We start from the raw sequence: 23,807 nt of genomic DNA on the forward strand, positions 1-23,807 counted from the left end.
TGTGAATGTTCGATGTCGTCCAGCCACATGGCGGTGCTCGGGGCAGTTTGGATCGTTACTCGTAGGACATTAGTCGTCTTCGTGTAAAGGCCGCACGGCACGCAAGGCGTTGCGCCATGGGTGACGGCGGCACTGTTGTACGTCCTGAAATCCGCTGTCGCGAAACGGCCGACTCGACCATCACACTCTGCCGGCGATCGGTTCGACAGTGGAGGGGATGCATGGCGACGTTCAACTCGACTGTGGAGCGAGCGTCGGTCGTACACGGCGTTGCGGCTGTTCCGGCGCAGCGCGGGGTCGCGCGGCGACACTGGCTGGCCGTGTACATGAGGCGAATCCTCCTCACCGACACACTCGTCGTCGTGGCAGCGGTCGCCCTGGCCCAATGGGTGCGCTTCGGCGGCTACGGGACCCTCGTCGACTCGCGCACGCTGAGCAATGTGAGCTACGGTCTGATTTCCGTCGCCCTCGTCACCTCGTGGCTCGGCATACTCGCCGTGTTCCACGTGCGATCCCCACGAGTGGTCGGCAGCGGTCCGGAGGAATATCGGCGCATCGCCACTGCGACGCTGCGACTGTTCGGGCTCATCGCCATCGCAGCGCTCCTTCTGCACGTGGAATTGGCACGGCTGTACCTGGCGATCGCCTTCCCCACGGGTCTGCTCGGTCTGCTGCTCACCCGGTGGATGTGGCGCCGCGTGCTCGCCCGCAAGCGTGCGCGCGGACTGTGTCAGACGTCCGTCCTGGTCGTCGGGGCTGAACACTCCGTGCGCAGCCTCGCGCAGACGTTCGACCGTGGCACGGCCGACGGCTACAACGTGGTCGGGGTCTGCATCCCAGCGCACCATCGAGCGGCCGAAGACACGATCGTCGTGGACGGACGGCAGATACCGGTACTCGGCGACGAGCACGACGTCGTCGACGCGATCGAGCGATCCGGGGCCGATACCGTCGCGGTCACGGCAACCGAGCATCTGGGCCATCGCGGGCTTCGCGAAATGGTGTGGGACCTCGAGCAGCTGAACGTCGACATGGTGGTTGCTCCCGGGATGATGGATGTTTCCGGACCACGCCTCGAGATGCGGCCCGTCGCGGGGCTGCCCCTGATTCACGTGGAGAAGCCGCGCTATCACGGCGCCAAGCGATTCGGGAAGACCTCGTTCGATCTGATGTTTGCGATTGTCGCGCTCGTACTGGTCAGTCCCCTCATGCTGTTCGCGGCTGCCGCGGTCAAGCTGACCAGCCGGGGACCCGTGTTCTACAAGTCGGAACGAATGGGATTGGATGGCAGGCCGTTCCCGATGCTGAAGTTTCGGTCGATGGTGGACGAGGCGGACCGGCACAGTGCCACCTTGAGCGGCCCCAACGAGGGCGCCGGTGTGCTGTTCAAATTGCGAGACGACCCGCGTGTCACGCGTGTGGGGCGCGTCATGCGCAAATTCAGCATCGACGAACTGCCACAGTTCATCAACGTGCTGCGAAGAGAAATGAGTGTGGTGGGACCGAGGCCTCCGCTACGTGTCGAGGTCGAGTCGTACGAGAACGAGGTGCATCGCCGCCTCCTGGTGCGACCGGGTGTCACCGGTCTGTGGCAGGTGAGCGGGCGCTCGGACCTCTCGTGGGAGGACTCGGTACGTCTCGACCTGTCCTATGTCGAGAACTGGTCGATGGTCGGCGACATGCTGATCATCGCCAAGACCCTGAAGGCAGTGGTGGGCGGCGACGGTGCGTACTGATCCACCAAGGAGACGTGGTTCCGACCGTCGCTCAGGTGACTTCTCATGGCGAAGCGGATCGGGAGAGAGATGGTGACCTGGTAGTGCGAATTCTTGTCGATGCATTTTGGTGGGTCGATGGCCCATATTCGAATCGACTCGTATTGCGGGAGATCGTGGGCAGATGGCGGTCGGCGTTCCCAGATGACGAACTCGTTCTTGCGATCCCGTCCAAGTGGAGTAATTCCGAGGCGGCGTTACCCGCGGGAGTCGAACGTATTCCGACGCGAATGAGGCGCCACCCGACCATCAATGCAATCGAACTTCCTCGCTACCTCCGGAAGGGGCGGGACTTCGATGCAATCTTTCTCCAGAATTTCGGTGCGCCGACGTCGAGCGCCGCAGTCCTCGTGCATGACGTTCTCTTCCAGAGCAACCCCGAGTGGTTTACGACGATCGAGCGGCTCTATCTCTCGGCAATCCCCTTTCTTGCGAAGCGCACCGGCCGGGTATTGACGACGACGCGACAGGAGGCAGAGCGTGTCTCGGCATATAACTCGATTTCCTCAGAGGTCGGTGTGACCGGCCTGGGGCTGTCGACGACGTTGCTCGAAGCTCGGCGACGAAAGCCGCCGTACCCACTGGAGGCCGGTGGGTTCCTGCTCACGGTCGGGCGACTGAACATCCGCAAGAATCTGGCGAACACGATTGCTGCCGCGCTCGAATCGGGTGCAGTCTCCGAGCGGTTTCCTCTCGTCGTCGTCGGTCAACGATCCGGCCGATTCTCCGAGTCCAGCGAATCGGTGAGGTCAGGCGTGGCATCGGGGGCGGTGAGGTTCATCGAGTTTGCGCCGGATGAGGAACTGCGGTGGCTATACGAGAACTGCGCGTTGTTCTGTTTCCTCTCGCTCGGTGAGGGATACGGTTTGCCGCCGGTCGAAGCGGCGTACTTCGGTGCGCGCGTTCTCGTCAGCGACATACCGGTCCTGCGAGAGAATTTGGGTGACTGCGCAGAGTACGTCGATCCCCATGATGTGTCGGCGATCTCGAATGCAATTGCCGAACTCCTGGCCGGTACCGCGAGAGGGCAAGGGAGTGCTCCACCACTGCGTGCGGAAGGCGCGATAACGGGGGACTGGGACGGGACCGTAGAGACCATCAGAACTGCAATCGCGGAGCTTGCGGACCGCAAACTAGACCGACTCAGCCGGTGAACAGCGTGGTTTTCGACAGGAAGACAGGAATCTAATGACGTCAGCGGGTCGTTCGGTTGCAATCATCGGTACGAGGGGCTATCCAAGTTACTACGGTGGCTTCGAAACCCTGATTCGGCACCTTGCGCCGAGCCTCGTGGAGAAAGGGTGGGATGTCACCGTCTATTCGCGTCCGGGCGCGACGGTTCCTACCGATCCCGCACGTGACCCGAGAGTTGTTGTCCGCAATACGGTGGGGCTCGAGTCGCGCACCCTCAGCACACTTTCGTATGGGCTGACCTCGTGCCTGGATGCGGCAGCGAAGAAGCCGGATGTTGCCCTCGTACTGAATGTGGCGAACGGATTCTGGCTGCCAGCGCTCAAATCGCGCGGAATCCCCACAGTCGTCAACGTGGATGGGATCGAATGGGAGCGCGCGAAGTGGGGTAATGGTGCAAAGCGGGTATTTCGCGCCGGTGCCACACTCACCGCGCGCTATGCGACGCGGTTGGTTGTCGACTCCCTCGAAATCAAGCGTCGGTGGGAAAATGATTTCGGTCGTGAAGGCGACTTCATACCGTACGGAGGCGACTTCGTCGATCCACTCCCACCGGTCGAGGGCCTCACACCAAAGAAATACGTCTTGATGGTTGCTCGATTCGTGCCGGAGAACACTGTGGTCGAGTTCTTCGAGGCTGCAGAGGTCTTGAGTCGCGATCGTGATGTCGTCATCGTCGGATCATCCGGTTACGGCGGCGAACTGGACGAGCAGGTGCGCGCATTGGCCCGGCGCAATGAACGGGTCACATGGATGGGTCATGTCAGTGACGACCGAAAGCTGTTTTCATTGTGGCAAAATGCCGGCGCCTATTTTCACGGTCACAGTGTGGGCGGAACGAATCCCGCGTTGGTTCAGGCCATGGCGTGCCAGGCGCCCATCGTCGCGCGGGACACCGTGTACAACCGCGAGGTACTGGGGGACGCGGGCAGGTTCGTCGCGGCGGAAGCCTCGGAGATCGTCACCACGGTGAAGGACGTCATCGCGGATTCTGCAGGCCAGCAGCTCATGCGTGACCGGGCACTCCAGCGAGCGTACGACTACTACACCTGGGATGATGTCTGCCAGCGTTACGAAGAGTCTCTCCTGACGGCGATCGGCTGATTGGCTCACCGCTGTTCGATGAACCATTAGGACCCTGATTGATGTTTGCGCAGTCCACTGAACCGCACCCTGCCGCCTCGTGGCGGACGCTCATCCACGGGCGAGACAGGCACGAGTTGGTGACGTTTGCCCTCGTAATCGCGGTCGTCGTCTCGTCCTTTCTCGGCCACTATGTCGTTACCATCGCCGGCTACAACCTCCGATGGGAGCAGGCCGTGCCCTTGTTCTTTGTGGGGTGGCTGATCGCGTATGCCCGGACCAGGGCTGACTTCCTTCGCGCTCTCACACACCCGGTGGTACTCGTATTCGGTGTGTTTGTCGCATGGAACGTCGTGGCCACGCTGGTGTTCTCCCCGAGCCTCGGGAAAAGTGCATCAATTCTCGTCTGGTTCGTCATCGATCTACTGCTGCTCGCGGGAATCATCTCCCTCGGTGCACGCGCGAAATGGTTCGAGAACGCCGGCATCCGGGCTGTCGTTCCGTGGGGGCTTGCGGGGTTTGCGGCTTTCATCGTCGCCAATGCTTCGCACGGTGGCTTCACACCGGGTACGGATTTCGACGGCATGTACCAGGTCTATGTGGCACGCCTCACGTCGCAGGAAGCCAACATCTATGCTTCGATCCTGGTGCTGTGGACACTGCTTCTGGTGGCGAGAAAGGGCCGCGACAGGGTGTGGATGGTTATCGCCGCCGTCGCTGTGCCGCTGGGGGTCATAGGTTCACAAACGCGCACGGCCGTCTTCTGTCTGGCCGCGGGCCTGATCGTGTATCTGGTGTACGAGGCGAAACGTTCATTTCAGGCTCGTCAGCGTCGCACGGGCTTTTGGTTCGGGCCCGTGGTGTTGGTCGTTGGGATTGCGGTCGCCTACGGCGTGGCAACCATCCTGCCGGCCTTTGGCGAGGACGTCGCGCGTGCAGAACCGTCGGCGACGAGTCCGTCCGAGCCCGCGGCGACCCCCGAGCCGTCGGGGAAGCTGGGCGACATCGACTTCGAGGGTGGAAACATCGGCTTCAGGATCGAAGTGGCGAAGGCCGCTGCCGAGGATATGAGCGGTGCGAACCTCTGGCTCGGCAACGGTACCAATACATTCAGCCTGCGCCACGACCAACCCGGATCGCCCGGAGTGCCCGGCCACATCATCATGCTTCCGGTACAGATTCTCTACGACGTCGGCATCGTTGGCCTGTTGCTACTGGTGGGGCTCGTGGTCACGGTGTTGCGTCACGTGCCGTGGCAGAGGAGGCCGATTGCCTGGGCCGTGGTGGTGGCGTTCTCTGCGGCAGCAACGCTGACCAGCATGTTCTGGTTCAGTATCACCTGGATCGTCGTGGCGTTGCTGATTCGCCCTGTGATGGACGGCGAGGGCACGCCCGAGGACGGCGGTTCCCCGACCGACCGGTCTACCGACAGCTCCACGACGTACTCTTCGTTGAAGGGCCTCTGACTCATGTGCCCGAACCGCTTGCACATCGAGATCGCAGAGGTCGTTCGACGCGGGAACTGTTCCGGGTGCGGCGCATGTGCGCTCCTCGACCAAGACGTAGTTCTCGAGCTGGCAGACGATGGATTCATTCGCCCGCGCATCGGTGTTTCCGGTCCATCGGAAGCAGATCCAACTGCATTGACAGAGTTCCGCCAATCGTGCCCCGGTGTCTCTGTGCAGGCACAAAATCCGGCGGGAGCCACACGTCACGACTTCTTGGGTCCGGTCGTGTCGATCTGGGAGGCATACGCGCTTGACAAGGACATCCGATTCCGGGGAAGCAGTGGTGGCACCCTCACCGCTCTGAACGAATGGTTGCTTGCCAGTGGGCAGATCGACAGCGTCGTCGTCGCTGCCGCGTCCGAATCAAGCCCGGAGAAGACCGAGTCGAGCGCAGTGCGGACGCGGTCGGATATCGTGCGGGCGACCGGGTCGCGCTATGCGCCCACCGCGAATGCGGCTGCGGCTGATGTGGACAATCCCGCTTCGGCCGTCGTCGGTAAGCCCTGTGAGATATCCGCATTGAGGGCACTTGCGAAGTCCCGTGATCAACGGTCTCCACTGTTGCTCTCGTTTTTTTGTGCCGGTGTACCTAGTCAGCACGCGACGAACTCCCTGATCCATGAACTGGGTGTCGACGACGGCGCTGACCTGGCGGCACTGCGGTATCGCGGGCATGGTTGGCCGGGGGATTTCTACGTGGAGGATACTCGCGGCAATTCGGCCCGAACGTCCTACGACGTTTCGTGGGGACAACATCTGGGGCCGGCAGTGCAGCAGCGTTGCAAGCTCTGTCCGGATGGCGTTGGGGAAAGCGCCGACATCAGTGCCGGTGATTTCTGGCGAGCTGACAGCGACGGTTACCCTGATTTCACCGATCAGGACGGTCTGAGTGTGCTGATCGCGCGGACCCGGCGAGGTGAGGAGATCATCCGACGTGCCGCCGAGGAGGGGGTGATCGCGGTCCGTGCGATCGACCCGGACGCTGTTGCAGCTGTGCAACCGTTCCAGGTGGTGCGGCGCGCGACGCTGCTGGGGCGGATGGTGGGCAGCAGGCTCGCAGGACACCCGACCCCTCGGTACCGGGGATTCCGCCTGAGGAGATTGTCTATGAGGTCGCCCCTCAGAACCCTGCGCGCTATGGCCGGAACGTTTCGACGGGCCCGGCGATGGTAGCGAGTAGTGATCCGCGGACGAAGATCTCGGCAGCGATGCAGTCTCCGAGCATCATTTCGTTGACCCGACTGATCGTCCAGCTTTCGCCTTTGATCACCGCCCCTGTCATCGCGCGGGAATTGGGACCGTCAGGGCGGGGGCTTTACGCGGCCTGCTTCGCCGCGATGATGCTCGCGCCTGTTGTTCTCGGTATGGGACTACCGCTTGCGGTACGGAGGCGCGCGTCGATCGGTGCTCCAGAATCGACGATCCGAGCCGTATACGTCGTCCTGCCGTTCTTGGTTCCCTCGGCAGTTGCGATCGGGCTTCTGATCGAGCGGTACGTGATCACCGAACTCGATACCTCCGGCACGCGGGCGTTCATTCTGGGAATGGGTTGTTCGGTTGGGTTCATCGCAACGCTGTGCTTTCAGAGCGTGTTGATCGCGAGCCGACGATACGGCGCGATAGCTCTCCTACAGTCGACCCAACCTGTGGCACTCACGTCCGGCGTCGCCCTCGGATGGATCCTCGGAAGTCTGACGCTTCCGTGGATTCTTGTCTGTGCGGCGGTCAGCACACTCATTTCGACTCTCGTAGGGGTGTATCTCACTCGAATATCACCGCGAGGGCGGAGGTCCCGTCTTCGTCCACTGGCGCAGGAGAGCGTCGCGTATTCCGGCAGCCAAGCGGCAGAGACGGCTTCGAATACGCTTCCTCAGATCGTTGCAGTCGTCGCGATCGGGGCCCACGATGCGGGTCTATTCGCCATCGCGATAACGGTCGCGAGCCTACCCATGACCCTCGGACACACGATTGCGTCCGTGATGTTCCGTGACGCCGCAGCGTCGGCCGTGGAAGTGGGTAGACGCATTTCGGCGCTGTCGATTCGTATCACTGTCCTGACCGCTGCGGTGCCTGTGGTGGTGCTGGGATGCACGACGCCCGTGCTCATCCCGCTCGTATTCGGTGACGGCTTCCAAGGTTCGGTATCAATCACTCTTATCTGTTTGTGCGGATCAGTCTTTCTCACCTTGAACTATGTCGCGTCCCAGATGCTCGTGGCGCGCGGCAGTGGGGTCCTCATGACCGCCGCGCAGCTTCTCGGACTGGGCGTGAGCGTCGCACTGATGTTCATCGTGGGACCTTATCTGGGAGGTGCCGGTGCAGCGTTGGCATCGGTTGCCGGCTGGTTGGTGACCACGCTTGCGAGTCTGCGTGCCCTCCGGCTGAGTGCGGCATCGTTGTTGTTTCGCGCCAGCGACTTCCGTCAATGCTTCACGGTCGTGGCCAAGGGGAACATCGATCACAGCGCGGTCTGACGGACACCGATGTCACCCAGAGCGGCGCCGAGTTCGCCCATCATCGAATCGGTCCTGCTCAGGAGTTCCCGCACATCCTTGCGTGCAGCAGAGTCGTCCATCGACTCGATGAGCGCGAGGGTCTCGCGCGCCGGATCCGTTGATGCTCTCAAATCGACGTGCATGTTCCACCCCAATGCATCGACGAGCGGGGCGAATTTGCGCGAGTATGCCCAGGGGATTGCCGGCGTGCCGACGGACAGCGAGTTGAGGCAGGCGTGCATGCGGGCACCGATGACCACGTTCGCCGTGGCGAGGATGCCGCGTACATCGGTCAGAGAGTCTGGGACGAGGATCTCGACCGCGTCTCCGAAAACACCCCCCAACTCTCGTACTGCGGGTACATCGTTGTCTGTCACCGGCGAATCGAGAACATGTGCGAGGAGACCGACCCGACGATCGCGCTGCAGAAGCCCGTCGACCAGGGCTGTCACGGATCGGCGATAGCTCTGGGAGTCGACGTGCGGGTTGTCGAACCAGAGCAGCCCGGAGACGTTGACGACGACGTCGCGCTCCACGGTGTCCGTGTGGTCGGGGCGCGACAGCGCGAACACCAGGTCTGTCGACTCCGATGCCGACTGCCGTCCCAGCTGCCTCGCAAACGCGAGGCTGACCGGGTCGCGGGCGAACACGCTGGTTGCCTGCTGCAGGGACCTTCTCGCGATCAGGCGCCCGAGCCTGCTGTCGAACGGGCCGACGGTCTGGGGCATGAGAATGGTCGGCACTCGAAGCTGTGCGGCGACCCGCTGCACGTACGCCATCAACACCAGTCGTCGCAATCCGTAGATGTCCGTGAAACTGTCGCCTGCGCCAGTATCCAAAATGGCGTCATATCGGGCGAGTTCGCGCTTGATGGGTCCGCGTGGTCGTAAGATGTCCCGGAGCACGCTTCGCTTGCTGAGTGGGGTGTCGGGACTGTCTTGGGTGTGGAATGTCAACTCGGCGTTCGGCCATCTCCGTTCGACTATCGACTCCGTTCCCTCCGCCAGAGCGCGAAGGCCGAGGTTCGTCGAATCTCGATCGGCCCAGAGCACGAGGATTCGCGGATTTGGAGGGGTCATGTCCCGACCTCATCGATTCTGCTGGATTGCGCGAGAAGTGCACGAGTGTACCAGAGGAACTTGTGGGACTCGGTCCGCCACAGCGCCGCCCGCTCCGGTGTACCGATGGATTTCACGTAGTAGGCAACCGATCTCGACAGGAGACCCGTGGCGACCGCGGCCTTCCATATCACGCTCTGCACGCGGGTCCGGGCCATCTTCCACTTGTACAGATCGTAGAGATTGATCACCCACGCGGGATTCGGCTTCTTCGATGCGGTGGCCCCGGTGCTTCCTCCTACCACGTGGGTCCCGGTGTGATCAGCGCTCATGATGATCCGCTGGCCCTGTTGTCGTGCGCGAAGGCAGAACTCAAGGTCTTCCGCGTACATGAACCACCGCTCTGTGAGTCCCCCCAAATCGGACCACGTCTTCTTACGGACCATCATGCACGCCCCGGAAACCCAATCCAGCTCACGCGTCTCGAGATCGTGGGCGTGGAGTAGATACAAGCCTTCGAAACGTGGATGCTTGTGCGACAGTCGCGAAAGGCCCGAGAAGTGGTTGAACACGCTGACGACGTCGGGCCTCCGGCCGCCTTCGCGGATCGCGAGACGCCCTGCGGGCTGGTTGAGCGTCGGCGCGACGATCCCGACCTCTGGGGACTCGTCGAAGATGGCCGAAAGAGCGAGCACATCCGTGGGGGAGATACGCGCATCGGGATTGAGCAGCAGGATCGCATCACCTCGCGCATGGCGTGCGGCGCGATTGACGCCCCGGGCGAATCCCACGTTCTCCTCGCTACGAATGACGATGGCGTCCGACGCAACCTCCGCGGTTACGGACAATGTCCGGTCCGAGGAAGCGTTGTCCAGCACGATGAGCTCGATCCCCTCCTGTTGGGAAAGTGGACCAAGGCAATCACCGATGACAGCCTGGCTGTTGTAGCTCACGATGATTACGGAAACCTTCGGCTCACTCATGGATTCCCTCGGTTCATGCCTGGACAGGGTTTGGCGGATCGCCGGGCGCGTCATTGCCCACAGACCGGTGCACTGACGGTCACCTTCGGATCGTCGACGAGCGGTTGGACCGGCACTCGTGCCTCACCGGGTGCGGTGGGCTCGGTCAGTTCGTATCGCAGTTCCACCGTCGCGCCCTTGGGGATGGTGACGGGGACGGTGAAGACGGGGTGGCCCAGCTCTTTTCCTTGAATGGCGAACGACTGCTTGCCGTCGATGCTTGCTTTCGTCAGGGTTGCGCCGTTGGTCGACAGTAGCGAGACCATGGCGAGGTTGGTGCCGTAGGGCAGGGGCTTGTCCTTGAACGTGCCTGCGACGATGCGCGGAAAGTTGGTGTCCGGGGTGTTGTTGGTCAGACGCACGGTGACCGCGGACGTGCGGGTGTCGCCCGTGCAGTCGGCGGCGGTGTAGTCGATCTCGCGGTCGAGGTAGTAGTCGAGCTTGTTGCCGCCGTTGTTGTTGATCACGACGCCGGCGTACGGGGCGGGGTCTTCGGGAACCGTGTATCCCAGTGTGGTGTCGGCGAGAATTGCCTGCTCTTCCGGATGCGAACTCCACACCGCGATGCGGCGCTCCCCGGCGGCCCGGCCGACCGCGTCGAGCAGTCGCTGCGGCGATTCGATCTTGCCGGTCATCTTCTCGACGACTTTGCCGGCGATGGTCTGCAGGTATTCCTTGCGTTCGGCGTTGTCTTCGGTGTAGTTGGCCTCGTTGGTGATGAATCGGGTGTAGGCGGTGGATTCGGTGAGTTCCACGACGTTGCCGGCGTCGACGACCTCCCCGTCGGGCAGGGTGACCGGGCCGACGGCGGCCAGGACGTAGCTCAGGGCCACCGGGTCCGTCGCGATTGCCCCATCCACCCGTTCGCCCGACTCCTGCGCCCACATGGACTGCCAGATCCGCCCCGCGTACGGAAAGTGGGAGCTGAGGTTGCTGTTCCGGATGTCGACCGACGGGTTGTAGTTGCCGTACATGCTCTTGTAGTCGGGGCCGAGGTCGAGCGGCCGCTTGTCGTAGGTCACTTCGGTGTTCTTGCCGAGCTTCTCGATACCCAGTTTTCCGTCGCTGGCCCGGATGACGCTGTAGCCGCCGACGAGTCCGCCGGTGCCGCGTGCCTCCGCGTTGGTCTGAAAGGCGAGGAAGTAGCTCCGTGGCCCGTCGAGGCCGAGCATCGCCGGAAGTACCTTGGCTCCGATCGTCGTGTTCTCCAGGAGTTTCGCCACGTCGTCGGTCTGATTCTGTAGTTCGGCTCGGGCATCGTCGACCAGTCCGAGGTATCCGGCGCCGGGAATGCCCTCCGCCTGGGTGGCCAGGTTCCGTGCCGCGATCGACGTTTCCTGTAACGCCGGGGCGGCGTCGCGCAGCGGTTGGAGTTGCACGCTGCCGCCCTCGCCGATCAGATCCCGGGGTGACAGTGCGACGCCGACGTCGACCGCGGGTGTGAGGACGTCACGGGTGAGCCCGACCACGACATCGGACATCTGCTGCGCCGATTCGAACGGTGCTCCGAGCCCGGGGACGGCGGCGAGGGAACTCCAGGGGGCCGAATGCAGGTTGTCCTGGGCGTCTGCGGCCCGTTCCCGCGCTTCCGCCGCCGCCCGCTGGGCGCCCTCGGTGTTGCCGTCGAGCAGTGAATTCTTGGCGAGCTGCGCGTTGTCCCGCGCGCCGGTGAGGTTGTGCTGGACCTGCCAGGCCGAGAACCCGAACCATGCGACAACAGCGGCGGCGGCAACGCCCACGCCGATCAGCACCCGCCGTCGAACGGTCGATCGGCGCGGTTCCGTCGGTGCCTCAGCGGGTGTCGAACCGTCGCTGTGGGACTTGTTGGGCGACTTCGCGTCCATTCGGGTCTGCTCCTAGCTATCGAGGATGAGGTTTCTGGTCGCGTAGTTGAACTTGCGGTCGCCAGAGGGCTGCACGCGGCGGCTGCTCATCGTGCCGTGACGGAGATTTCCGCCGCCGCCGTCCCGTTTCCGGCGAAGTTCGTGAACTTGCGGCACGCCGTATTCTCCTCTGTCCGTATCTGTTCCGATAGAAGAGTAAGGGTAAGTGCTTTCGAGTTCCTGTTCGGAGGTGGTTGGATGCAGTATTGCGAGTACGCGCGGGAGTGCTGCCGGTGACCGCTACGTGAGCGCTGCGAACATACTGGGACTGCGAGTAGGGTCACTGTAACGATTTCCGCTGCGACACCTATACGTATACGGCCCGCGCTCGGGCGGTTCGGCAAGTGGTAGATCGGGGGGACGGATAGTGGGCTCGGGGTTCCCGCGTGAGACTGCAGGTGAACTCGATTCACGTGCCTTCCCGCTCTCGCATGCCCAAAAGGGGTTGTGGTTCGCGCAGCAGTTGGACCCGAACGTTCCCATCCTCGTCGCACAGTACGTCGAACTCCGCGGGCCCGTGGACATCGGCGCATTGAAATGGGCGTCCGAGCAAGGCTCCTTCGACATCGAGTCACCCGGGGTGCGGATCGTCGACCATGCTGGTGAGCCGTACCAGCTGGCGGACGAGACGATCGACGACGAACTCGCGTACATCGACCTGCGATCCCGGGAAGATCCGGTGGCCGAAGCACACCGGTGGATGGACGAGCGCCGCCGCAGGCCCATGTCGGTGTACCGGGATCGGCTGATCTCCGCGACCCTGCTGCACGTCGGCGGCGACCACTACTTTCTCACCACCTTCGCCCACCATCTGATTCTGGACGGCTACGGCGCCATGGTGCTGATGAACCGGGTTGCCGAGCTGTACACGCACGCAGTGGAGCGCACGGAAGCTCCCGCGTCGAAGGCCGTGCCGCTGCGGGAACTGTACGAATCCGAGGATGCGTACCCGCGGTCTCGGCGCTTCGAGATCGACCGCGAGTACTGGGCGGAACGAACGACGAATCTGCCCGAGCCGTCCCGATTGACCGACAGGCAGAGCGCCCCGTCGACTGTGTCGTTGCTCGCCAGTGAGGTGATGGACCCGCTCGTCGTCGGCGAGTTGGAAGCGCTGGCACAGGAATGGAATTCGTTCGAGGTGCCGATCGTGGTCGCGGCCTTCGCGGCATTCCTGGCGCGGATGACCGGCAATTCGGATGTCGTGCTGAGTCTCCCGGTGTCGGCCCGCACCACCGCCGGCGCGCGACGTTCGGGCGGCAGTGTGGCCAACATCGTTCCACTCCGGATCGAGGTCGATCCACACGGAACCACCCACGACCTGGTGCGGCGCGTCCAACTGGAACTCACCGGTGCGCTGCGGCACCAACGCTTCCGCTACGAAGACATACTCCACGACATGCGGTCGACGTCGCGCGTCGGCCGCGGGTTCGGGCCCATGGTCAACATCATGATGTTCCACACCGAGACGTGGTGGGGCGAAGTGCTCGGTGAACTGAATGTTCTCACGGCCGGTCCGGTCGACGACCTCGCGGTGGCGATCTACCCGGGAGCGGCCGGGCAGAACGTTCGCGTGGACTTCGAGGGCAACCCCGCCGTGTACGAGCGCGAAGAACTCGCCGGCCACCACGCGAGATTTCTGGAATACCTGGGCGGATTCGTGGGGGCGGACGCCGGCGCGGCCGTGGGTGGCCTGCCGCTGCTCGTCCAGGACGAACTCGACGCGCTGGTCCCTCTCGACGGTCCCGCGTCGGTAGACCCGCTCACGCTTCCGGACTTGCTGGACCTGACAGCGGATTCCGACACGGTCGCGGTCCGCTGCGGCGACGCGGAGATGACCTACCGCGCTCTGCACGAGCGATCGAATCGGCTCGCGCGCAGACTGCTCGAGCAAGGTGTCGGAGTCGGTAACCGTGTTGCGTTGATGCTGCCGCGCTCGATCGAACAGGTCGTGGCCGTGTGGGCCGTCGCGCGGTGTGGTGCGGCGTTCGTTCCGGTCGACCCGGACTACCCCGGCGAACGCATCGCGCACATGATCGAGGAATCCGGTGTCACGATAGCCCTCGCCGCCGATCCGGAGGTGGTGCCCGCGGGTGTCCGCTGGGTGGATGTTGCCGACGCTCCGGGAGATGGGACACCCGTCGCCGCTGTGGAATTGGCGCATCCCATCAGGTTGGACAACGCCGCCTACGTCATCTACACGTCCGGCTCGGTGGGGGCGCCGCGCGGCATCACGATGCCGCACCGGGGGCTTGCGAATCACGCGGCCGCATTGCGACGCCTCTACGCGGCGGATTCCCGCTCGCGGGTGCTGATGTGCGCGTCGCCCTCCTACGACGCCTCGATTCACGAACTGCTGGTCGCGGTGACCGCGGGCGCCACGTTGGTGATTGCACCGCCGCCGGTGCGCGGCGGAAAGGCCATGGCCGACCTGCTGCGCCGCGAGCGCATCACCCACTGGACCACGACTCCGGCCGTCCCGGCGCAGATGGACCCGGCCGGATTCCCCGACCTCGAAGTACTCGCTGTAGCGGGCGAGGTCTGCCCGCCGGAACTGGTGGCGCGGTGGGGCGTAGGCCGCAAGGTCCTGAACCTGTACGGGCCGACGGAGGTCACCGTGTGGGCCACGGCCACCGACGCGCTGTTCCCCGGACGCCGCCCCACGATCGGGCGCCCGATCGAGGGAGTGTCGGCAGTCGTGCTCGACCGCTTCCTGCAGCCTGTCCCGGCAGGGGTGGTGGGCGAGTTGTATCTGTCCGGTCCCGGGGTGGGTCGCGGATACCTGGAGCGGCCGGGTGCGAGCGCGACACGTTTCGTCGCGAACCCGTTCGCGACCGACCTGCAGCGCATGTATCGGACCGGCGATCTCGTGCGGTGGTCGAAGAATCACGAGTTGGAATTCGTCGACCGTGCCGACGATCAGGTGAAGATCCGCGGATTCCGGGTCGAATTGGGTGAGATCACTGCGGTTCTCGGGCGGCATCCGGGAGTCGACACGGCGATCGCGGTGGCCCACGAACGGAACGGCGAGTTGGCGGTGGACGGATACGTGCACGGCACCGGCCTGGACCCCGACGAGGTTCTCGCCGGGGTGGCCGAGCGACTGCCGGGGTACATGGTGCCGTCGACGGTTACCGTCCTCGATGCCGTGCCGCTCACGCCGAGTGGCAAAGTCGATCGATCCGCGTTGCCGGTTCCCGCACCCTACGACCGCGAGTTGCGGTACTGGAAACGGCAACTCGAGGGTCTGCCGCCATTGTCGCTGCCGGCGGACCGTGACGTCTCGGGCCGTGCCGGGGCGCTCACCGGCGCGGTTCCGTTCGCCGTGGAGCCCGCCCTGTACCGGCGGGTGCACGAACTGGCAGCCGACCACGCGGTCTCACCGTTCACGATCGTCCACGCCGCCGTCGCGGCGGTGCTGTCCGTCGTGAGCGGTGCGGACGACCTCGCCATCGGTGCGGTCCTATCGGACGGCCACATGGGCGGGAACGTCGACGACTCCGAACCGCTGGCACTGCGCAGCAGACTCGATCCGAGACTGACATTCGACGAGTTCCTGCGGGAGACGCACCGTGTCGAACAGCGCGCCCGCGCGCACGGCGAGGTGCCGTTCGCGCACGTGACCGACATTGCCGGACAGGAGCGTTCGCCCGGCCGTCACCCGCTCTTTCAGGCGATGCTGTCGGTGGACGCGGAGACGGAACGGGAGTTCGACGGTCTGGATCTGGTGGTGTCGCTGCGTGGCCTACCCGACGGCGACCGGCTGGAGGGAGTGTTGCGTTACGCAGCGCACCGCTTCGAGCGGCAGACGGTGGAGCACTGGGCCCGGCGGCTGCACCGACTCTTCGCAGTCATTACCGGGAACCCGAGTGTCGCGCTCAGTGCGATCGACCTGCTGACACCGGAGGAGCGGGCCCTGGCCGTCGGGGGTTCGCAGGATTTCGCGCACGACATCGCGTCGCTGCCGGAGGTCTTCCGCCGGCGAGTTGCCGACAGCCCGGACGCCGTCGCCGTCGCCTGCGGTGGGGAGATGGTCACCTACGCCGAGATCGACCGCCGGTCGGCCGTTCTGGCGCGGGCCCTGAACCGCTCCGGAATCGGCGATTCGAGCATTGTCGCTGTCGGACTGTCGAATCCGGTCGACTACGTGGTCGCACACGTAGCCGTGGTGCGATCGGGTGCCGCCTGCCTGCCCCTGAGCCCCGACCACCCGACCGAACGCATCCGGTACCTGCTGGCCGACGTGGTGCCCACGCTGTTGCTGATCAGTCGTCGCGACGCCGAGGCGATTCCGCACGGCGGGTATCCGACCGTCCTTCTGGACGACATCGAGTTCGGCGGCAACGGCGAACTCGACGTCACGGCGTCGGTGCCGGCGCCGATCCACCCGGACCGGGTCGCCTACGTGCTCTGCCCCGTGGGCTCGGAACCGGTCGCGGTGACTCACGCCAATGTCCTGGCGCGTGTGCGGTCGGGGAGCGACGGCGACAGTGTCGTGGCCGACCTGTGGGCGTCACTCGTCGACGGCCGCACGGCCGGGCACGACCACCGCGGAGAGCGCGGGCTCACGCAACCCACCTACCTCGATGCCGGGTCCCGCGTATACGTGCTGGATAGAGCGTTGCGACCCGTCCCGCCCGGAACGGTCGGGGAACTGTACGTGGGAGGGCAGCAGGTAGCCCGGGGATTTCACCGTCGGCCCCCGGATACCGCCGGACGGTTCGTCGCCGACCCGTTCGTGCCGCCGGGTGCGGGGCACGGCGGGGGAGTGCGGATGTTCCGCACCGGGGACCGCGGGCGGTACCTCGACGGACGGCTGGAGCGGCTGCCCCGGTCATCGGGAGACAGCGGTCTCGCGCGATGGCAGCGGGCGCTGCGCGGAGTCGGTTCGTCCTCGCCGGTGCCGACGGACCGAATGGTCGGGGGAAGCGCGTCTCCGTCGGACTGCGTACACGAGTTCTCGATCGGTGCCGACCGGCACGAGGCCGCCGCACGGCTGGCGCGCGAACAGGGCGTGACGCTGTTCACGGTGCTGCGCGCAACTCTCGCAATCCTTCTCGCCCGTGTCGGTGTGCACCGGGACATCGTGATCGGCGCCGAGGCGGGGCTGACGGGAGACCGGACGAACACGGTGGCGTTGCGGACCCGCGTCACCCCCGCCATGTCGTTTCTCGAGGTCCTCGAGCAGGTCCGGGGCTTCGACGTTGCGGCGTTCCAGCACGCGGACGTGCCGTTCGAGGCACTCGCCGACCTGCTCGGTGGCGAGCGACCTCAGGTGTCGCTCGCGCTCACCCCGACGTCCGAGAGGGGAACCGTTCCGACGCCGTTCGACCTGGCGTTCACGTACTCGGAGCGCTGGTCGGATCACGTCCCCGCCGGAGTGGACGGGGTGGTCACGTACACGCCGTCGCTGTTCGACGCCGCCACCGTCCGATCGCTTGCGGAGTTGTTCGGAGATGTCCTGGCCGCAGGCACCGACCGTCCCGGGATCGAAGTGGGCAACATCGGTCTCGCTGCCGGCGCGGTTCTCGACGGCGGCGCACCGTCCGCACCGAGAACCATCACCGAGATTCTCACCGGCACTGCCCGTGACTTCCCGGACGCGCACGCGCTGGCCGACGGCACTGTGACCCTGACCTACCGTGACCTCGACACACGCTCCGATGCGTTGGCGCACGTGCTGATCGACGCGGGTGCGCGGCCGGGCCGGGTGATCGCGCTCGCCTTGCCGCGGTCGGTGGACTTCATGATTGCGCTGTGGGCCATCACCAAGACCGGGGCCGCGTTCGTCCCGGTGGATCCGACGCATCCGGCGGAGCGCCTGGAACGGGTGCTGACCGAGGCCGACGTGTGCATCGGGGTCGGGGCGATGTCGGTGGGCGGTTCCCGGATCGTGTGGCTTCCGGTCACGGCGGGCGAGTACCTGAACGACGTTCCGCCGGTGCGTGTTCCGGTGCATCCGGACGAGGTGGCGTACGTCATCTACACGTCGGGCTCCACCGGTACACCCAAGGGGGTGATGGTGCCGCACCGGGGGGTGTCCTCGCTGACCGAGGAAGCGGTGCGGCGGTATCGGGTCACACCGGACTCACGGGTACTCCACGCATACAACCCCACGTTCGACGCGGCCCTCCTGGAGATGCTGCTCGCGTTCGCGTCCGGTGCCTGCCTGGTGGTCGCTCCTGCCGAAGTGTACGCGGGACCGGATCTGCAGCGGGTACTCGTGGAACACCGTGTGAGCCATTACCTTTCGACGCCGGCAGTGCTGTCGTCACTGAGCGTTCACGGGCTCGAGCACATCGAGGTGGTCGCGGTCGGCGGTGAGACGCTGCATCCGGATCTCGCTGCGGCGTGGAGCGACGGCCGGCGGATGCTCAATGCCTACGGGCCGACGGAGTCGACCGTCGTGGCCACCCTTGCCGCTGTCGACGGCCACGTGACCATCGGTGGGCCGATTTCCGGCACCACCGGCTGGGTCCTCGACGACAGGCTGCGCGCGGTTCCCGTCGGGGCGATCGGTGAACTGTATCTGTCCGGTTCCGGTCTGGCCCGCGGCTACGTCGGCGACCCCGGGCGGTCGGCGGTGCGTTTCGTCGCGGCGGCGGACGGTGTCCGCATGTACCGCACCGGCGATCTGGTGCATCGCCGCGCCGACGGCAATCTGCAGTTCATCGCGCGAGTGGACCGCCAGGTGAAGATTCGCGGCGTCCGCATCGAACCAGGAGAGGTCGACGCGGTGATCAGCCGGGTCGCCGAAGTCGACGGTGCGATCACGGTGGCACGGCCCAACGCGGCAGGCGCCGATGCGTTGGTGTCGTACGTGGTGCCCCGCGGTTCTCTCGACGTGGAATTGTTGCGCAAGCGACTCGAAGACGTGTTGCCGTCGTACCTGGTGCCTTCCGCGATCGTGGTGCTCGACGCGTTTCCCCTGAACCCGTCGGGCAAGATCGACGTGAAGGCGCTGCCGGCGCCGGTGCTCGAGTCGCGGGTCTTCCGTGCGCCCGAGTCGGCGGTGCAGGAGACCGTCGTCGCCGTGTTCGCCGAGGTCCTTGCCGTGGAGCAGGTCGGGCTGGACGACGAATTCTTCGCGCTGGGCGGCAACTCGCTGATTGCGACGCAGGCGGCCGCCCGATTGGGTGAGGCGTTGAACGCCCACGTGCCGGTCCGGATACTGTTCGAGGCGCTGACGGTGGAAGCGCTGGCCGAGCAGCTGTCGTCGTTGCCGGGGACGGGCAACCGTCCGGTCCTGTCGCGGCGGCCTCGGCCGGAACATGTTCCCCTGTCGCCTGCGCAGCAGCGGATGTGGTTCCTGAGCCGCTTCGACCCGTCGTCTCCGGCGTACAACATCCCGCTGGCCGTTCGGGTGACCGGTGACCTGAACGTCTCCGCCCTGCAGCAGGCGCTGCGCGACGTTTTGGAACGGCACGAATCGCTCCGGACGGTGTTCCCGGAGCACGACGGCACACCGGTGCAGGTCGTGTTGCCCGCGGAGAGCGTCGAACTGGACCTGTTCCCGACGGCGGTCACGGCGGACGTCGTGGACGCTCACGTGCTCTCCGTGCTCGCGCGGGGGTTCGACGTGTCGGCCTCGGTCCCGATCCGAGCGCGGATCCTGCAGGTGAGCGAACACGAACTGATCGTGGTCGTCGTGGTGCACCACATCAGCGCGGACGGCGTGTCCATGGCGCCGTTGGGCCGGGACGTGGCGACGGCCTATCTGGCGCGGTCGCGGGGGGAACGGCCCGGGTGGGCGCCGCTGGAGGTGCAGTACGCCGATTTCGCGCTGTGGCAGCGGGAGGTGCTGGGCGACGAACGTGACCCGGAGTCCCTGGCAGCGAAGCAGTTCGAGTATTGGACACGCACACTCGCGGATCTTCCCGAATTCCTCGAGCTACCGACGGACCGCCCCCGACCGGCGGTGCGCACCAACCGGGGTGCCGTGGTGCCCGTGACCGTCGGTGCCGCAACGCACGGCCGTCTCGGTGCGGTGGCCCAGCGGCACAACGCGACACTGTTCATGGTGGTGCACGCCGCTCTCGCGGTGCTGCTGGCGCGGGTGACGGCGACGTCGGACATCGTCATCGGCACACCGGTGGCGGGCCGCGGTGAGCGGGCGCTCGACGACGTGGTCGGGATGTTCGTCAACACGCTGGTGCTGCGCACCGAGGTCGACGTGGACGCGACGCTCCTCGGCGTGCTGGAGCGGGCGAGGCAGGCGGATCTCGGGGCGATGGCCCACGCGGAGGTGCCGTTCGAGCGGCTGGTCGAGATACTGAATCCGGCTCGTTCACAATCGCATTCGTCCCTGTTTCAGGTCATGCTGGCATTTCAGAACCAGGCGCCGGCCTCGCTGGAACTGCCGGGCCTCGCCATCACGCCGCTCGAGATCGCCGCGCAGGTCACCAAGTTCGACCTCGACTTCTCGTTGTCGGACACCTACGACGAGAACGGTGATCCCGCCGGCATCGCCGGGACTCTCACGTACTCCACCGAATTGTTCGACTCCGAGACGGCGCACCGGTTCGTGGGTGGTCTGGTGCGCGTGGTCGAGGAGTTCGCGTCGCGACCGGAGCAACAGGTCGGCGACGTGTCGCTGCTGACGGTCGACGAGACGGCCCGGATGCTGGACACCTGGAACTCGACGGACGTCGCACTGGGCGGCGAGACGCTCGTGGATCTCCTCGATGCGCAGGTGGCCCGTACTGCCGGCGCTGTCGCGGTCGTCTTCGACGGCGGTTCCTGGACATATGGGGAACTCGACGCACGGGTGAACCGCCTGGCGAGGCTGCTCGTTGCCCGCGGAATCGGACCGGACTGCCTCGTCGCGCTGGCCGTCGAGCGTTCGCTCGACATGATCGTCGGAATGTGCGCGGTCCTTCGCGCCGGCGGCGGCTACGTGCCGCTCGACCCCGAACATCCGGCGGAGCGCATCGCGGACGTCCTGGGCTCCGCGGCAGCCGATCTGGTGCTCACCACCTCGCGGACCCATGCACCTCTGCCCACCGGCATCACGCACATCGACATCGACACCGTCGATCTGTCCGGGTTCGATCCCGGTCCGCTCCGGAACGCCGATCGGGTGCGACCGCTGCGACCGCAGAACACCGCCTACGTCCTCTTCACCTCGGGATCGACGGGCCGGCCCAAGGGCGTCGTCGTCAGCCACGCCGCGATCGTGAACCAGCTGCGCTGGCTCGCCGGCGAGTACGAGGTCACCGCCGCCGACCGCGGAATGCTCAAGGCCCCGTACACCTTCGACGTGTCGGTGTGGGAAGTCTTCCTGCCCCTGACCGTGGGCGCGCGGCTCGTGGTGACCCGGCCCGGCGGTCATCGCGAGCTCGACTACCTGGCAGCGGTGATCCGCGAGCACCGGATCACGATGATGCATTTCGTGCCGTCGGTGCTGGCCGCGTTTCTCGCGATGGGTGAGGGGGAGGCGCTGACGTCGCTGCGGCATCTGTACGTGGGCGGCGAGGAGGTGTCGCCCGAGTTGGCGGAGGATGCGATGGCGCTCCGGCCGGGCGCATTCCACAATACGTATGGTCCCACCGAGGCGGCGGTCACGACCACCGCGTTCACGCTGGGCGCGTCCGCCGATGTGCGGGTGCCGATCGGTGCGCCGGTGTGGAACACCCGCGCGTACGTGCTGGATGCGCGGCTTCGCCCCGTGCCCGTGGGTGTTGCCGGTGAGCTCTATCTCGGCGGCGATCAACTGGCCCGCGGGTATGCGGGGCGGAGCGAGCTCACCGCTGAACGATTCGTCGCCGACCCTTTCGGGCGGCGAGGCGAGCGTCTGTACCGCACCGGCGACCTCGTGAAGTGGACCTCTGCCGGTCAGCTGGTGTATCTGGGGCGGACCGACCTCCAGGTCAAGATGCGCGGACTGCGAATCGAACTACGTGAGGTCGAGTCGGCGCTGGAGGCGGCCGCAGGGGTGTCGCAGGCCGCCGCCGCGCTGGTCGCCGACGAACGCGGCGGTGACCACCTCGTCGGCTACGTCGTGGCGGAACCGGGCCGGCAGATCGACACTGGCGCCCTGACCGTGTCGGCACGAGAACGGCTCCCGTCGTACATGGTGCCGTCGCAGATCATGATCCTGGACGAGTTGCCCCTGGCGTCGGCCGGCAAACTCGACAGGCGTGCGCTCCCGAAGCCCCGCTTCGAGCCGCGTGCCTTCCGTGCCCCGCGCACGGACACCGAGATCGCCGTGGCCACGGTTTTCGGTGAACTACTCGGTGTCGATCGGGTGGGTGCGGACGACAACTTCTTCGAGCTGGGCGGAAACTCCCTGACGGCGGTGCGGGTGGTGAGTGCGCTCGAGGCGTCCACGGGTATCGCGGTTCCACTGCACACGGTGATGACGGACCCGACGCCGAGTTCGATAGCGGCACGGATGAATTCGGCCGACCGGGAACGAGATCGGTCGCTCGACGTGGTCTTCCCCATCAGGACGGCAGGGGAGGGACGCCCACTGTTCTGCATCCACCCGATCGTGGGACTCGCCTGGTGCTACACCGGTCTCGCCTCCCGGATCGATCCCGATCGGCCGATCTACGGGCTGCAGTCCCCGGCGATCGCCGGCGACGATTCGCTGCCGGCGTCGATCGACGCACTGGCGGCGAGGTACGTGGCGGAGATCCGCGGCATCCAGGCTCAGGGCCCGTACGATCTGCTGGGCTGGTCGCTCGGCGGTGTCCTGGCGCATGCGGTGGCGGTGCAACTCCAGGATGCGGGCGACGAGGTGGCGACCCTCGTGATGCTCGACAGCTACGCGCATCAACCGCACGCGGCGGAGACCGACGTTCCGGTGAGCGTGGGCGATCTGCTGGCGGGAATCGGTGTCGAGGCGGAGGTGCCCGCGGCCGTCGTGGACATGACACCCGAGTCGGCGCTGGACCTCCTGGCGGCCCCAGGCGGACCCACGGCCGTCCTCAACCGGGAACAACTCCAGGCGCTGATCGCGAGCGCCGCACACCAGTGCGCGTTGCTGGAGCACCACCGGCCGGGAGTCTTCCGCGGTGACGTCGCCTTCTTCACCGCGGGCCGGGACGATCCCACGGGATCGGAGGCGGCGGCGACGTGGCAGCCGTACGTGGCGGGCGCTGTCCGGAACCGCACCGTAGACAGTGCGCACTGGCACATGACGTCGCCTCGCGTGTTGCGGTTGGTCGGGTCGGCGCTGCGGATCGACTAGGCCGCTCAGTACCGAGTGCGCAGCAGTTTCCCGCGGCGACGCGTCGTTCGCCGCACCCACCGGCGGTCACCGGTATTCGCGAATGTCCACACCGCGATCGCGAGCGCGGCGACAGACAGTAGATCGGACACGGTGAGGCCGTGGGTGGCGTCGAATTCCCAAAGCACCTGGCCTTCGAGCGGACCGTTGCCGAAGATCCAGATCACCGCGGCGAGGACGGTGGCGCCGGCGGTGAGGCGGGAGGGGCGTGCGAGGCACAGGGTTGTTGCCGCGAACAGAAAGTTCATGAAGACGAGGGGGTAGAAGAGCGGCACCATCCCGCTATTCTTCCAAGCTGCGCCGGGTGTGCGCCCGCGGGGGCGCGGTCATGCAACCGTGCGGTCGGGCGGGTCGTGCTTGCTCGTCGCGTTCTCGGTGGCGGGCAGTTCGTGCAGGTCTTTCTGCCGAATTGCTTTGCCGATGAGGATCGCGAGGGGCACCGACAGTGCTATCCACGCGAGCGCGACCCAGGCAATCCACCACACACTTCGAGTATGCCCGTCCCTGGACGGCTGCCCAAGGTCGGCTGATCGTCGCCGTTCGTGGGGACTGGTCGGTAGTC

The 23,807-nt window shown here is 65.7% G+C and carries 12 protein-coding genes; 7 read left to right on the forward strand and 5 right to left on the reverse strand.

The window, feature by feature from the left end; genetic code table 11:
• The first annotated feature begins 221 nt into the window (after positions 1-221).
• The 6 genes from ROP_RS27185 (at position 222) to ROP_RS27210 (ending at position 8,031) form a co-directional block, all read left to right on the forward strand.
• On the forward strand, positions 222-1,736 hold the full coding sequence (locus ROP_RS27185) for a sugar transferase (protein ID WP_015889226.1): 1,515 nt from the start codon (positions 222-224) through the stop codon (positions 1,734-1,736).
• A 14-nt stretch (positions 1,737-1,750) separates the two neighbouring features.
• Positions 1,751-2,929: a glycosyltransferase family 4 protein gene (locus ROP_RS27190; RefSeq protein WP_231868992.1), complete on the forward strand. Its 1,179-nt coding sequence runs from the start codon at positions 1,751-1,753 to the stop codon at positions 2,927-2,929.
• Positions 2,930-2,963: 34 nt separating this feature from the next.
• On the forward strand, positions 2,964-4,070 hold the full coding sequence (locus ROP_RS27195) for a DUF1972 domain-containing protein (RefSeq protein WP_015889228.1): 1,107 nt from the start codon (positions 2,964-2,966) through the stop codon (positions 4,068-4,070).
• 119 nt (positions 4,071-4,189) lie between these two features.
• Positions 4,190-5,515 carry an O-antigen ligase family protein gene (locus ROP_RS27200; protein WP_043826837.1) on the forward strand — a complete coding sequence of 442 codons (1,326 nt, stop codon included), beginning with the start codon at positions 4,190-4,192 and terminating at the stop codon, positions 5,513-5,515.
• Positions 5,516-5,782: 267 nt separating this feature from the next.
• A complete protein-coding gene (locus ROP_RS27205) occupies positions 5,783-6,730 on the forward strand; it encodes a Coenzyme F420 hydrogenase/dehydrogenase, beta subunit C-terminal domain (protein WP_231868993.1) in 948 nt (315 codons plus the stop codon).
• Between the two features lie 59 nt (positions 6,731-6,789).
• Positions 6,790-8,031 carry a lipopolysaccharide biosynthesis protein gene (locus tag ROP_RS27210; protein ID WP_231868994.1) on the forward strand — a complete coding sequence of 414 codons (1,242 nt, stop codon included), beginning with the start codon at positions 6,790-6,792 and terminating at the stop codon, positions 8,029-8,031.
• Here the strand turns inward: ROP_RS27210 and ROP_RS27215 are convergent.
• From ROP_RS27215 to ROP_RS27225, 3 genes are read right to left on the reverse strand one after another with little or no spacing between them, the layout of a single operon-like run.
• A complete protein-coding gene (locus tag ROP_RS27215; protein WP_015889232.1) occupies positions 8,016-9,131 on the reverse strand; it encodes a polysaccharide pyruvyl transferase family protein in 1,116 nt (371 codons plus the stop codon). The two genes, ROP_RS27210 and ROP_RS27215, sit on opposite strands and share 16 nt — an antisense overlap.
• Positions 9,128-10,093: a glycosyltransferase family 2 protein gene (locus ROP_RS27220; RefSeq protein ID WP_015889233.1), complete on the reverse strand. Its 966-nt coding sequence runs from the start codon at positions 10,091-10,093 to the stop codon at positions 9,128-9,130. Before ROP_RS27220 ends, ROP_RS27215 begins: the two co-directional genes overlap by 4 nt.
• A 50-nt stretch (positions 10,094-10,143) precedes the next feature.
• On the reverse strand, positions 10,144-11,976 hold the full coding sequence (locus ROP_RS27225; RefSeq protein WP_015889234.1) for a DUF4012 domain-containing protein: 1,833 nt from the start codon (positions 11,974-11,976) through the stop codon (positions 10,144-10,146).
• A 406-nt stretch (positions 11,977-12,382) separates the two neighbouring features.
• On the opposite strand from ROP_RS27225, the gene ROP_RS27230 reads away from it, so the two are divergent.
• The gene (locus ROP_RS27230; protein ID WP_015889235.1) at positions 12,383-23,206 is read left to right on the forward strand and encodes a non-ribosomal peptide synthetase; all 10,824 of its coding nucleotides are present in this window, start codon (positions 12,383-12,385) and stop codon (positions 23,204-23,206) included.
• A 5-nt stretch (positions 23,207-23,211) separates the two neighbouring features.
• On the opposite strand, the gene ROP_RS27235 is transcribed toward ROP_RS27230, so the two are convergent.
• The gene (locus ROP_RS27235; RefSeq protein WP_015889236.1) at positions 23,212-23,523 is read right to left on the reverse strand and encodes a hypothetical protein; all 312 of its coding nucleotides are present in this window, start codon (positions 23,521-23,523) and stop codon (positions 23,212-23,214) included.
• A 48-nt stretch (positions 23,524-23,571) separates the two neighbouring features.
• Positions 23,572-23,730 (reverse strand): hypothetical protein, encoded by a 159-nt coding sequence (locus ROP_RS43580; protein WP_015889237.1) that lies wholly within the window; start codon positions 23,728-23,730, stop codon positions 23,572-23,574.
• Positions 23,731-23,807 lie beyond the last annotated feature (77 nt).

It is taken from the genome of Rhodococcus opacus B4 (assembly GCF_000010805.1).
In the GTDB taxonomy this organism is placed as follows: domain Bacteria; phylum Actinomycetota; class Actinomycetes; order Mycobacteriales; family Mycobacteriaceae; genus Rhodococcus_F; species Rhodococcus_F opacus_C.